The following is a 12,695-nucleotide window of genomic DNA, read 5'->3' as shown; positions in this document are numbered from 1 at the left end:
AAAGAGGGATAAAATCAATGGGAAGACCTAATTTACAAATTGCTTTAGATAATTCTAGTTTGAGTTCAGCTTTACAATCCATTTCTTTAGCAGGTCCAATTGTCGATATTGTCGAGGCAGGTACGATACTTTGCCTTCAATCAGGAATGGAAGCTGTCCGTTGTTTACGAGCTTTATATCCTGATAAATTGATTGTGGCAGATACAAAATGTGCAGATGCTGGAGGGACGGTTGCTAAGAATTGTAGCGATGCGGGAGCAGATTGGATGACAGTTATTTGTTGTGCCACACTTGCTACGATGGAAGCGGCAATGAAAGAAGTCAAAGAATTACAAGTTGAATTGTATGGCGATTGGACATTTGAACAAGCAAAAGATTGGTACAGAATTGGAATTAGACAAGTCATCTATCATCAAAGTCGTGATGCCTTATTGGCCGGGGATACATGGGGTGAAAAAGATTTAGAAAAATTGCGCCGATTAATCGATATGGGTTTTAAGGTATCTGTAACGGGAGGCTTAACAAAAGAGTCGTTGCTCTTATTTAAAGAATTAGATGTCTATACTTTTATTACTGGTCGCGGTATTACAGCAGCACCTGATCCAGCTCTAGCTGCAAGTGAATTTAAGGCGGAAATTAAACGAATATGGGGGTGATTTAATGAATACTTTAGGTATTTATGAAAAAGCCCTACCTAAAAATATCAGTTGGGAAGAGCGACTACAACTGGCGAAGTCATTAGGTTTTGATTTTGTGGAAATGTCAATTGATGAAACGGATGAACGATTAGCTAGGCTAGATTGGTCAAAAAATAGTCGGAATGAAGTCAGCCAAGCAATTGTTAAAACTGGGGTTACGATTCAATCACTATGCTTAAGTGGACATAGACGTTACCCGTTAGGTTCTGTTGATCCCGTTATTCGTGGAAAAGGGCTGGAGATTATGGCAAAAGCAATTGATTTAGCCTCTGATTTAGGTATTCGAGTCATTCAATTAGCTGGTTATGATGTCTATTATGAGAAAAAATCAGTAGCAACACGAAGTTTTTTTATTGAAAATTTAGAAAAATCAGTTGCTTTAGCTGCTAGAAAGCAAATAACCTTAGCAATTGAAATAATGGATGATTCTTTTATGTCATCTATCACCAAATACAAACGTATCAAAAAACAAATTCCTTCACCGTGGCTACAAGTCTATCCTGATTTAGGTAATTTATCGGCATGGCCGGAAAATGATCCTGGTTATGAACTGGAACTTGGTAAGGGAGCCATCGTTGCCACTCATTTAAAAGATACGCTAGCTGTTACGGATAATTTTTCAGGGAAATTTAAAGGCGTTCCTTTTGGCGAAGGATGCGTTGATTTCTTGGGATGCCTTAAGACAATGAAGTCTTTTTCTTATAATGGACCCTTTTTAATTGAAATGTGGTCCGAAGAGAGTTCGGATTTTAAGGAGGAAATCAAGGTTGCTAAGGCTTTTCTACTGCCAATATTAAAGGAGGCGGGTTTTAATTATGAATACTAAAGCTAAAATTATTAAAGAAATGCAAAAAAATGTTTATGAAGCCAATCTATTTTTACCCAAAGCCGGGTTAGTTAAATTAACGTGGGGGAATGTGAGTCAGATTAATCGCGAATTAGGACTGATTGTGATTAAACCAAGTGGTGTACCGTATGAAAAAATGCAAGAAGCGGACATGGTTGTAACTGATTTAAGTGGTAAGGTTTTACAAGGCGAGTTAAACCCCTCTTCTGATTTACCGACTCATTGTGTCTTGTATCAAAAGTTTCCAGAAATTGGATCGGTAGTTCATACTCATTCGAAATGGGCTGTTTGCTGGGCACAAGCAGGTCGAGGAATTTCGGCCTATGGAACGACCCATGCAGATACTTTTTACGGTACGGTACCTTGTACCCGAGAGTTAACACAAACAGAAGTTGAAGTGGATTATGAGGTTGAAACAGGTAAGGTAATTGTTGAAACTTTTAATGAAAAAAAATTAGATCCTTTAGCTATTCCTGCTGTTATTGTAAAAGGTCATGGTCCTTTTACTTGGGGAGATACTCCTCAAAAAGCTGTTGAAAATAGTTTGATTTTAGAAGAAGTAGCCGAAATGGCTCTACATTCAGAAGAATTAGCTTCAGCCACTGAGTGTTTATTGCCAGGTTATTTGTTAGATAAACATTATTTTAGAAAGCATGGATCAGCTGCTTATTATGGTCAATTTTAGCTATTTAAGCAACTAGTTGTTTTTGGTAAACTGAGGTAAGAGATAAAGTTTATTTATCTCTTACCTTTTTGATAAGGATATTGATAAGTATCAAGATGGTCAAGCTTAAAAATAGTCTATGAATTAGGCTAGTTCCATCAGTTTAAAAAAGCAGATAGGGGCGGATAAACATGCAATTTGATTCAAAGTTTAACCAGTTTTTAAAGATCCTAGTAAAGCAAAAAGAGATTAGTGGGATTACAGCTTTAGCTAATCGCTCTGGTTTATCAAGGCGAATGATTTATTATTACATTGAAAAACTAAATGAACTTCTTCTGGTTCTTGATAGTCCGATACTTGAAAAACAAGCACGGGGAGTTTTACAAGTAAGTAGTCAGCAGCAAAGAAAAATTAAGGAGTGGTTAAAAAATCAAAAAAAACAAGACTTTATTTTAACCATTAATGAACGGCGTGTGATTGTGACAGTACTGATTTTAATTGAGAATCAAAAATGGCAATTAAATCATTTTCAAGAGTTGTTTTTAGTCTCAAGAAATACAATTTTAAAGGATATTCAGTGGGTTAAGGAACATTTTGCTGTTTCAGAAATCCAATTAAAAAGTACAAAAGCAAAAGGCTATCATATTATTGTAGATGAATTAGAGCGAAGACAACTGATTTATCAACAGCTATATTTAATTGAAACAGGACAAAAAGAAGCTTGTTTTGATTTTTTATTAGGAGCATTAGGCTATGAAAATCTAGAAATTTTAAAGGAAACGATTATTGAGCCAATAAAAAAACTTATTGAAAAGACGAAGGGATCATTAGGAAAAGAGTTAGCTGCACAAGATATTCATATCTTATCCAAATTAATTTTTATTTTGAAAGATAGAAATACTAAAAATTGCATTCCAAAATGGACAGATGGAGAAGAGTTTCTAATTAAAGAACGTTTAGAATATCAAGTTGCTAAAAAGCTGTTAGTTAAAATTGAATTAATAATTAAAATCAACTATCTTGAGGAAGAAGCTTTATACTATGGTATGTTGTTATTGTGTATTGAAAAGAACACAGATGCTCATTTTAGAAGCAACCCTTTTGAAAATTTAATTTATTTAACAGAAAATCTCGTGACCTTATTTGAACAAATAGTGGGATTGTATTTTCATGATCGAGAAAATTTAATAAAAAAAATCCAAACACATTTAAAAGTTCTTTATTACCGGCATGTATTTGATATGCAAATGCCTAGTTATGGACTAGATAATGTTTCTACTTATTATCAAAAAGCTTTTCGATTAACCGAAAAAGTCAGTAATTTAATGAAGTCTGATGTGGTTTTTCAACATAGCTTTCCAGATGGTTTTTCAAAAGAAGAGTTAGCTGAAGTTGCTCTATATTTTGAAGAAGCCATTTTAAAGGAACAAACCAAGCAATATGTTCCCCAATTAATTATTGTTTCTGATTTTCCTGATGTACTGAATTCCTTATTGGAAAACCATTTGCGTCAATTGCTTCCTAATGTGTCTATTGTAGGCATTTTAAAATCAGATAATGCCCATTTTTATTCGGGAAAAGTCGATTATTGTATTTCGACAAATACGAACTATGTGCATAATCAAGGTGAAACCGTTATTGTATCTGTAATTTTAACGAAAGAAGAAAAAATACGCATCAAAAAAATTGAACAATCCCATGGTCGCTATTTAAAAATGCGAGATAAAATTAAACAGTTAATGAATGATTACCAGTATTTAACGAATCAAGAGGATTTTATTGCAGAGTTGTCTCACGTGTTGGAACAATCAGAAAAAAACAGTGTAGAAACACAACATATTGAGTTGATTGATTTCTTAAAGAATCCTTTTTTTTGCTGTATTAAGCAAGAAGTCGGCTCATTAACTGAAATGATGTCTTGGCTTTCTGGGCCTTTAATCGAAGAAAAATATATTCAACCAACGTATACACAACAAGTTTTAAAGGAATTAAAGGAAGAAAGGTTTATTTTTTTATACCCTAAAGTGCTATTGGTTCACACTGATTACCGCTTTGGATCGATGAAACAAGGCTGTAGCTTTCTCTATTTGAAGACACCGTTTGTATTGAGTACTAATGAGCAAGTCCAATTTGTCCTATTTTTAGCAACGGAAGAAAACATGGGACATGTGCCTTTGTTGTTTGAATTAGATCATTTATTACAAGGTTCTTTTTTGCGCCAGTTAAAAGAAAAAAACTCGTTTAAGGAGGCAATAGCAAGTATAGATTGGTAGTTGAAAAGAGCACGTGAAATGATGTGCAGTAAAAATAGCAACGGAAGAAAGATAACGGACAAAATTCCTTTGACAATTAGGCTAAAAGAGCATAAAATCTGCTTGCTTTTTTAATGATTATCGTGTAAAGTTTAGGTTGTGCAAAGCACATGACCCTTACTTGGTTCTTCGAGTCACCAACGAACTACTCAGTAAGTGGCAAATCTAATAGGAAGAGGTGTTTAGAAATGGCAATTTCTAAAGAAGACAAAAACGTAATCATGAAACAATATGCAACTCACGAAGGAGATACTGGTTCTCCAGAAGTACAAATTGCTGTATTAACTGCAGAAATCAATCACTTAAATGAGCATGCACGTGTTCACAAAAAAGATCATCATTCATACCGTGGATTAATGAAAAAAATTGGTCACCGTCGTAACTTATTAGCTTATCTACGTAACAAAGATGTAGCTCGTTACCGTGAATTAATTCAAAGCCTAGGCTTACGTCGTTAATCTCGTATGCTGAAGTTGAAGCGAGGTTCATAAGAATCTCGCTTCATTTTGTATGTAAGTAAAAATAGAGAAGCTAATTTCAATCACTCAATTCCAATATCCTACTATGCAAATGTAAGACGTTCCCATTCACTGTTTACATTTGTTTAGTAGCTCGTGTGTATTGTGAGGAAATAAATTAGTAATCTTTAAAAACAAAGGAGACATGTAAAAAATGACAGAAAAACAAATTTTTACAAAAGAATGGGCTGGCCGGACATTAACAATTGAAACTGGACAATTAGCAAAACAAGCCAATGGTGCTGTTTTAGTTCGTTATGGTGATACCGTTGTTTTAACTGCTGCCGTAGCAAGTAAAAAAGCAAAAGATGTAGATTTCTTTCCATTGACTGTAAATTACGATGAAAAAATGTATGCTGTTGGGAAAATACCTGGTGGATTTATTAAACGTGAAGCTCGTCCAAGTGAACGTGCAACCTTAACAGCTCGTTTAATTGACCGCCCAATTCGTCCTATGTTCGCTGAAGGTTTCCGTAATGAAGTTCAAATTACAAATACGGTTATGTCTGTTGAGCAAGACTGTTCACCAGAATTTTCAGCAATGTTTGGTTCCTCACTTTCATTAGCTATTTCTGATATTCCTTTCAATGGACCAATTGCTGGTGTTGATGTTGGACGTATCAATGGTGAGTATGTCATCAATCCAACGATTGAACAAAACGAACTGTCTGATATTCATTTAACTGTAGCTGGAACGAAAGACGCAATTAACATGGTTGAAAGTGGCGCTAAAGAAGTGTCAGAAGAAGATATGTTAGGTGCTTTAATTTTTGGACACAATGCAATTAAAGAATTAGTCGCATTCCAAGAAGAAATTCAAGCAGCAGTTGGTAAAGAAAAAATGGAAATTCAATTATTACAAATTGATGCTGAATTAGAAAAAGAAGTTAACGATAGCTACCAAGCAAAAATGGTTGAAGCGATTCAAACAGAAGAAAAATTAGCCCGTGAAGAAAACATTGAAGAAGTAAAAGATGTAGCAATTGCCTTTTTTGCTGAAAAATATGCTGATCATGATGAAGCAGCTCGTATTCAAAAAGAAATCAAACAAATTGTTGAAGATATGGAAAAAAATGAAGTTCGTCGTTTAATTACGGTAGATAAAATTCGTCCAGATGGTCGTAAAGTAGACGAAATTCGTCATTTATCATCTGAAACGGGTATCCTACCACGTACACACGGTTCAGGATTATTTACTCGTGGTCAAACACAAGCTTTATCTATAGCAACTCTAGCGCCACTTGGCGAACATCAAATTATTGATGGACTAGGACTTGAAGATAGCAAACGATTCATTCACCATTACAATTTCCCACAATATTCTGTTGGAAGTACTGGACCAAGCCGTGGACCAGGTCGTCGTGAAATTGGACATGGAGCTTTAGGAGAGCGTGCGCTTTCAGAAGTTATCCCTTCAGAAGAGGATTTCCCGTATACAATTCGTTTAGTAGCAGAAGTTTTAGAATCAAATGGTTCTTCTTCTCAAGCAAGTATCTGTGCCGGAACGTTAGCTTTAATGGATGCTGGTGTACCAATCAAAGCTCCAGTAGCGGGGATTGCGATGGGTCTAGTTAAAAATGAAGATAACTACACTGTGTTAACAGATATTCAAGGTCTAGAAGATCATTTAGGTGATATGGACTTTAAAGTTGCTGGAACAAAAGACGGAATTACAGCCTTGCAAATGGATATTAAAATTGATGGAATTACGCAACAAATTCTAGAAGAAGCTCTAACTCAAGCTAAAAAAGCTCGTTTAGAAATTTTAGAAGAGTTAGTTTCAACAATTGCGGAACCTCGTCAAGAATTAAGCCCATATGCGCCTAAGATTGAAATGATTAAAATTAATCCAGATAAGATCAAAGTGGTTATTGGACGTGGTGGCGATCAAATCAATGCGATTATTGAAGAAACTGGCGTTAAAATTGATATTGATCAAGAAGGTAATGTAAGTATTGCATCTACTGAAGCTGATATGATTAAGAAAGCTAAAACAATTATTGAAGAGTTAACTAGAGAAATCAAAGTTGGCGAAATCTTTGATGGTACTGTAAAACGTATTGAAAAATTTGGTGCTTTTATTGAAATCATAAAAGGTAAAGATGGTTTAGTTCATATTTCTGAATTAGCAAATGAGCGCGTTGGAAAAGTTGAAGATATTCTAGCATTAGGCGATAAAGTAATGGTTAAAGTTACTGAAATTGATAATCAAGGAAGAATTAACTTATCACGTAAAGCTTTGCTTAAAGAAGAAGAAGCTAAAAAATAAATTATATTGAAGTGAGCAACTTGAAGGTTTTCCTTTAAGTTGCTTTTGTCATGGTTCTTGTTGCTTTAGCAACTTAGAAACATGATACACATCCATCAAAGATGGACTGTGTTCCTTTTTTTATGCATCGACTAAAAGGGGACGATCTAATCCGAAAATTTTGGTTTGCTGTGGTTTGGTAAATTCATTTTCATGTAATTGATTAATTAAGCTTAAAAAAACGGAAATTCCAATTAGGAATTTCCGTTTTTTTTTATTATTAGATATAACCATTTAGTCCACGGATTGAAATTTCGCCAGCAAGCAAAGGTGTAGACTCAGTATCACCCTTAAATTTAACAATCAGTTGTCCTGCACTATCAATCGTAATCGCTTGTGCTTGCCTCGTTTCTTTAGAGCTGATAACGTGGATATCTTTTCCGATGACAGCCGAATGTTCACGACAAATAGTTAGAAATTTTTCCGTCGAACCTGTTTCAATAAATTCTTGATAGAGATGTTCAAATTGATTTAAAAATGCACTAATTAATTGATTGGGATAAATTTTCTGTCCAAGCTGCAAAGCAAAGGATGTAGCTTTTTTTTGTAATTCATCAGAAAAATCAGTTATGTCTAAATTAGTATTTATGCCGATTCCAACAACTACATAATGAATTTCTGTTAATTCGGCGCTCATCTCAGTTAAAATACCACAAAGTTTTTGCCCATTAACTACAATGTCATTTGGCCATTTAATCTTAACTGGTAAGATAGGTTCACTTGCTAAGACAAAGGCAGCTGCAACTATCTGTGTGATGAGGCTTGCATTTGTTGGAGAAATTGATGGGGTTAACGTGATTGACAAGGCAACTGATTTACCTTTCGTAGAGTTCCAGGTTCGTCCTAATCGTCCACGCGCCCCGATTTGTTCTTCTGCAATTAAGACATTTCCATCAATTGGTGTTACGTCAGCCAACTGCTTGGCTACTGTATTTGTTGAAGAAATAGTTGGTAGAACGGTTAGATGTTTCCCAATAAATTTGGTATTTAATTGAGCCGAGATTGCTACTTTACTAACTGGAGGTTGAGTAAAATAGTAACCACTTTTCCCTTGGGAATGGATATCATAGCCTTCTTCTTTTAAACTTTGAATGGCTTTCCAAACGGCAGTTCTTGAAATTGTTAGTTTGTCACAAATTAATTGCCCAGAGATGGGCTCTGGATAGGCTTCTTGAATAAAGGCTAAGACCTTTTCTTTAGTCGTTGTCATAGTTAGAAAATTCCTTTCAATTCAAACATGTATGATTTTATTATAGCAGAAAAAGCACTGAAAAAAATTTCTTTAGATAAAAACTACGTACAAAGTCATCTTGTGGTATGCTTAATAAAGAATGCTTGAGCCAACTCCTCGAGAAAAAGATAAAAATTTGAAGTGTCAAAAAACGCCACATCAATTTTTGCTATTTTCTTGCCGGAGCTAATCGGCTCAACGAGCTTTTTATTAGAAAGTAAGGGAGACAAGAAAATATGATTAAACTAATTGCTATTGATATTGATGGAACACTTTTAAACAGCCAACATAGATTAACACAAAAGGTCATAGATACCATTAAACGCGCTAAAGCACAGGGTGTCAAAATTGTTTTATGTACTGGAAGACCGATTGTGGGAATTCTACCATACTTAGAGAAGCTAGACTTGTTGGATTCTACTGATATTGCTATTACTCAAAATGGGGCGTTGGTGCAAGAAACGGCGAGTAAAAAAGTTTTATCTCATTTGACGATTGAGTTGGAGCAATTGAAAGAAATAGAGAAGTTTTCTAAAACACAGAAGGCACAACTAACTTTCTTTGATGATAAAAAAATGTATACGCTACATCCAGAACCAAACAAGCTGCTTTTTGATGATGCAAAATTATTGCATACAGAGCTGACTGTGATTGATAAGAAAGATCTTTCATCAGACATGCTCCTAACAAAAGCGATGTTTTTAGGCGATTCCACTGAAATTGATCAATTACTTTTAGATTTACCGCCGTCATTTTACGATGAATTTTATTGCGTACGGAGTGTTTCGTATAATTTTGAATTTTTAAATCGAGGAGCGAGTAAAGGGGAAGCTTTAAAAGTATTGGCGGAGTCATTGAATTTAAAACCTGAGAATGTAATGGCAATTGGAGATGCTGAAAATGATCGCAGTATGTTGGAGTATGCTGGATCAGCAGTCGTTATGGAGAATGCTTTGTTAGAGATTCAGGCTTTAGCTACTTTTGTTACAAAATCAAATGACAACGATGGTGTTGCATTTGCGATTGAAGAATTAGTGTTGACCAAATAAAAGAAGAGGTTGGGATTTTCCCAACCTCTTCTTTTATAGTTTGAAGCCATTTTAAAAGTAATTCACTGACTTCGCTTTGTTGTTTTTTATCAGAAATACTGGCTTTATTATCTCCTTTTTGAGGACCATAGCTACCAAATCCTGCATGATTTCCCCCATCAATTACTTGGAAATCGGTTTTAGCGGGTAATAATTTTTGGCTAGAGTGATAGCTTTCCCAGTTTAACACACCATCTTTAGAGCCAGTAATGGATAAGACTGGTAGTTCTGTTGCGTTTAAGGCTCCTTTTTCATCGGGATAACTGGCTAAAAAGAAAACACCTTTTAAATTATCAGAAGTTTGCTTTTTAGCAAAACGGCTAGCCATCACACCACCTAATGAATGTCCGCCAATCACATACGAGTCGATTGCATACTTGTCAATGATTTTTTCAGCTTTATTTGCTCCTAGGACGGCCATATTAAAGGGTTGGTGGATTAAATAGGTTTCGTAACCAGCCTTAGCCAATTGATGAGCCCAGATACTGTAACTTGTTTCATCAACTAGAGCTCCTTGATAAAATAAAACAGCAGGATTATCTGTCTTTTTTTGGGGTGTGAAGATTAAAGCATCTTTTGTACGAGTAACTTTAACATTTTCACTGGTTTTTGCTGCTGCTAAAGCTTCATCGCTAGGCGAGTACGTTTTATTTTGGATTACTAGCAAACCGATTAAAGCTAAACTAATCAGTGTCAATATAATTATTAGGCTGATTTTGTATCTACGTTTCATTTGTTTTCTCCTTTTTGATTTTATTTCATTAGAAAATAGAAGATAATCTATTCAATTAATATTAACATAAAAAGTGAAGTTTGGTAGGATTTATGCTGATTCTATGGTAAAATATTAAATGGTAACTTTTTATTCTTAAAATGTTTCTTTGAGTTGGTACTAGAGTCAATAAGTTGGAGTCAAGGTAGCGTTTATTGTAGCTCAATAGTGAATTTAATCAGCAAACTTTCCTTCATTCGAACGAAATGAGAAATAGCTACTAAATACAAATAAAAAGTGAAAACACGAGTAAATAAAAATAATGAATTAAATTAAAGGGGCTGTATGTATGAGTGGTTATCAAGTAGCAGTTGTAGGGGCAACGGGTGCTGTAGGTACAAAAATGTTAGAAATGTTAGCAGAAGCAGATTTTCCAATTGCAGGAGTTAAATTATTAGCTTCAAAACGTTCTGCAGGGAAAGTATTACTATTTAAAGACCAAGAATTAGTGATTGAAGAAACAACTGCTGAATCATTTGAAGGCATTGATATTGCGTTATTTAGTGCAGGAGGATCTGTTTCAAAAGAGTTTGCTCCAGAAGCTGTCAAACGCGGCGCTGTTGTGATTGACAATACAAGTGCTTTTAGAATGGATTTAAATGTACCTCTAGTCGTTCCGCAAGTGAATGAATTAGCTCTAAAAGAGCATCAAGGTATTATTGCCAATCCAAACTGTTCAACAATCCAAATGATGGTTGCTTTAGAGCCTGTCCGTAAAGCTTATGGATTAAGCAGAATTATTGTTTCGACTTATCAAGCAGTTAGTGGTGCGGGAGTATCTGCGATCAATGAATTAAAAGAACAATCGCAAAAAATGCTAAACGACGAACCTGTTGAAGCACATATTTTACCTTGCGGTGGCGATAAAAAACATTTTCCAATTGCTTTTAACGCTTTGCCGCAAATAGATGTTTTTAGTGACGCTGGTTACACCTATGAGGAATGGAAAATGATGAATGAAACGAAGAAAATTATGGCAGATGAAACAATCAAAGTTGCTGCAACTTGTGTTCGTATTCCTGTTGTATCAGGTCATTCAGAATCTATCTACTTTGAAGTGAAGGATGAACTAGCAACTGTTTTTGGTATTCAAAATGAACTAGAAAAAGCTCCAGGAGTAGTGTTGCAAGATGATCCAGCAACACAGTTGTATCCAACAGCCTTAACATCTGTTGGGAAAAAAGAAACATTTGTTGGACGGGTTCGTAAAGATTTAGATGATGACTTAGGTTTCCATATGTGGGTTGTATCAGACAATTTACTAAAAGGTGCAGCTTGGAATTCAATTGAAATAGCGGAAAGTTTACATCGCTTAGATTTAGTGCGAGTACCTAAATAAAAATAGATTCATAAATGCGAGAGGATGATTGTTTTTGGAAATTGCAACAGCACAAATTATGACGGCAATGGTCACCCCTTTTAACGAAAATGGCCAAGTTGATTTTGCTAAAACAGCCACATTAATCGAATACTTGTTAGCTAATGGAACTGAAGGATTGATTGTTGGAGGAACAACAGGTGAATCTCCAACATTAAGTCATTCTGAAAAGCTTGAACTGTACAAAAAGACAGTTGAAATTGTTCATGGTCGAGTGCCAATTATTGCTGGAACAGGTTCATTTAACACAGCAGAAACCATTGCCTTTACAAAAGAAGTTGCAGAAATTGCTGGAATTGATGCTGCTTTGGTAGTAGCGCCTTACTATAATCGCCCTAATCAAGAAGGCTTGTATCAACATTTTAAAGCTGTAGCTAAAGCAAGTCCGCTTCCAATTATGATTTATAATGTCTCTGCTAGAACAGGGGTCAATGTTGAAGTTCAAACAACGTTGCGTCTATCCTTACTAGAAAATGTGATTGGCATTAAAGAGTGTGCAGGTTTGGAAGCGATGAGTGCCATTATTGAAGGAAGTGAGCCAGACTTTTTAGTTTATACCGGCGAGGATCATCTTGCTTTTCCAACAAAATGTATGGGTGGTGCAGGAGTTATTTCTGTTGCTAGTCATGTTGTAGGAAATGAGATGTCAGAGATGTATCGACTTTTAGATAACGGCTTATTAGCTGATGCTGCACGTATTTATCGTATGTTGTTACCGAAGATGAGTATCGTTTTTAGTGTTCCATCTCCAGCGCCAGTAAAAGCTGTCTTAAATCAGCAAGGAATCTCTGTTGGCGGTGTACGTTTACCGTTAGTAGAATGTACAAAAGAAGAAGAAATGACTATTTTTAATCGTTTAGAAATAAATAGATAAGCAAG

11 protein-coding genes are annotated in these 12,695 nt (G+C 35.2%); 9 read left to right on the top strand and 2 right to left on the bottom strand.

Annotated features, from left to right (window positions below; all coding sequences use genetic code 11):
* The first annotated feature begins 17 nt into the window (after nucleotides 1–17).
* The 6 genes from MHI00_RS09835 (at nucleotide 18) to pnp (ending at nucleotide 7,308) form a co-directional block, all read left to right on the top strand.
* Nucleotides 18–656 (top strand): 3-keto-L-gulonate-6-phosphate decarboxylase UlaD, encoded by a 639-nt coding sequence (locus MHI00_RS09835; RefSeq protein ID WP_201734924.1) that lies wholly within the window; start codon nucleotides 18–20, stop codon nucleotides 654–656.
* A gap of 4 nt (nucleotides 657–660) precedes the next feature.
* Entirely contained in the window at nucleotides 661–1,524 is an 864-nt protein-coding gene (locus MHI00_RS09830) for an L-ribulose-5-phosphate 3-epimerase (RefSeq protein WP_341113245.1), read from the top strand.
* The gene (locus MHI00_RS09825) at nucleotides 1,514–2,230 is read left to right on the top strand and encodes an L-ribulose-5-phosphate 4-epimerase (RefSeq protein WP_287430418.1); all 717 of its coding nucleotides are present in this window, start codon (nucleotides 1,514–1,516) and stop codon (nucleotides 2,228–2,230) included. The genes MHI00_RS09830 and MHI00_RS09825 overlap by 11 nt, the downstream gene beginning before the upstream one ends.
* Before the next feature lie 170 nt (nucleotides 2,231–2,400).
* The gene (locus tag MHI00_RS09820) at nucleotides 2,401–4,482 is read left to right on the top strand and encodes a BglG family transcription antiterminator (protein WP_341113243.1); all 2,082 of its coding nucleotides are present in this window, start codon (nucleotides 2,401–2,403) and stop codon (nucleotides 4,480–4,482) included.
* A 227-nt stretch (nucleotides 4,483–4,709) separates the two neighbouring features.
* Complete coding sequence (gene rpsO, locus MHI00_RS09815) at nucleotides 4,710–4,979, top strand: 30S ribosomal protein S15 (protein ID WP_010054155.1); 270 nt, start codon at nucleotides 4,710–4,712, stop codon at nucleotides 4,977–4,979.
* A gap of 214 nt (nucleotides 4,980–5,193) precedes the next feature.
* Entirely contained in the window at nucleotides 5,194–7,308 is a 2,115-nt protein-coding gene (pnp, locus tag MHI00_RS09810) for a polyribonucleotide nucleotidyltransferase (protein ID WP_201730967.1), read from the top strand.
* 259 nt (nucleotides 7,309–7,567) lie between these two features.
* Here pnp and MHI00_RS09805 read toward each other — a convergent pair whose 3' ends face one another.
* Nucleotides 7,568–8,557, bottom strand: a complete 990-nt coding sequence (locus MHI00_RS09805; RefSeq protein WP_341113199.1) for a biotin--[acetyl-CoA-carboxylase] ligase — start codon at nucleotides 8,555–8,557, stop codon at nucleotides 7,568–7,570.
* A gap of 257 nt (nucleotides 8,558–8,814) precedes the next feature.
* On the opposite strand from MHI00_RS09805, the gene MHI00_RS09800 reads away from it, so the two are divergent.
* The gene (locus MHI00_RS09800; RefSeq protein ID WP_057000302.1) at nucleotides 8,815–9,627 is read left to right on the top strand and encodes a Cof-type HAD-IIB family hydrolase; all 813 of its coding nucleotides are present in this window, start codon (nucleotides 8,815–8,817) and stop codon (nucleotides 9,625–9,627) included.
* Here MHI00_RS09800 and MHI00_RS09795 read toward each other — a convergent pair.
* Entirely contained in the window at nucleotides 9,563–10,399 is an 837-nt protein-coding gene (locus MHI00_RS09795) for an alpha/beta hydrolase (RefSeq protein WP_015076170.1), read from the bottom strand. The two genes, MHI00_RS09800 and MHI00_RS09795, sit on opposite strands and share 65 nt — an antisense overlap.
* Nucleotides 10,400–10,727: 328 nt before the next feature.
* Here MHI00_RS09795 and MHI00_RS09790 point away from each other — a divergent pair, with 328 nt between their 5' ends.
* Nucleotides 10,728–11,777 (top strand): aspartate-semialdehyde dehydrogenase, encoded by a 1,050-nt coding sequence (locus MHI00_RS09790; RefSeq protein WP_010049493.1) that lies wholly within the window; start codon nucleotides 10,728–10,730, stop codon nucleotides 11,775–11,777.
* A gap of 34 nt (nucleotides 11,778–11,811) precedes the next feature.
* Nucleotides 11,812–12,690: a 4-hydroxy-tetrahydrodipicolinate synthase gene (dapA, locus tag MHI00_RS09785; protein WP_015076173.1), complete on the top strand. Its 879-nt coding sequence runs from the start codon at nucleotides 11,812–11,814 to the stop codon at nucleotides 12,688–12,690.
* Nucleotides 12,691–12,695: the final 5 nt, after the last annotated feature.

This window comes from Carnobacterium sp. FSL E2-0243, assembly GCF_038003605.1.
In the GTDB taxonomy this organism is placed as follows: domain Bacteria; phylum Bacillota; class Bacilli; order Lactobacillales; family Carnobacteriaceae; genus Carnobacterium; species Carnobacterium maltaromaticum.
Note: the sequence above shows the minus strand (reverse complement) of the source record. Positions and strands in the feature narration are given on the sequence as shown.

What these genes read in the sequence shown, in the direction of transcription:
- MHI00_RS09830 (WP_341113245.1), top strand. Translation starts at nt 661, where the DNA reads ATGAATACTTTAGGTATTTATGAAAAAGCCCTACCTAAAAATATCAGT.
- MHI00_RS09820 (WP_341113243.1), top strand. Translation starts at nt 2,401, where the DNA reads ATGCAATTTGATTCAAAGTTTAACCAGTTTTTAAAGATCCTAGTAAAG.
- rpsO (WP_010054155.1), top strand. Translation starts at nt 4,710, where the DNA reads ATGGCAATTTCTAAAGAAGACAAAAACGTAATCATGAAACAATATGCA.
- MHI00_RS09825 (WP_287430418.1), top strand. Translation starts at nt 1,514, where the DNA reads ATGAATACTAAAGCTAAAATTATTAAAGAAATGCAAAAAAATGTTTAT.
- pnp (WP_201730967.1), top strand. Translation starts at nt 5,194, where the DNA reads ATGACAGAAAAACAAATTTTTACAAAAGAATGGGCTGGCCGGACATTA.
- MHI00_RS09835 (WP_201734924.1), top strand. Translation starts at nt 18, where the DNA reads ATGGGAAGACCTAATTTACAAATTGCTTTAGATAATTCTAGTTTGAGT.
- MHI00_RS09800 (WP_057000302.1), top strand. Translation starts at nt 8,815, where the DNA reads ATGATTAAACTAATTGCTATTGATATTGATGGAACACTTTTAAACAGC.
- MHI00_RS09805 (WP_341113199.1), bottom strand. Translation starts at nt 8,557, where the DNA reads ATGACAACGACTAAAGAAAAGGTCTTAGCCTTTATTCAAGAAGCCTAT.
- MHI00_RS09795 (WP_015076170.1), bottom strand. Translation starts at nt 10,399, where the DNA reads ATGAAACGTAGATACAAAATCAGCCTAATAATTATATTGACACTGATT.
- MHI00_RS09790 (WP_010049493.1), top strand. Translation starts at nt 10,728, where the DNA reads ATGAGTGGTTATCAAGTAGCAGTTGTAGGGGCAACGGGTGCTGTAGGT.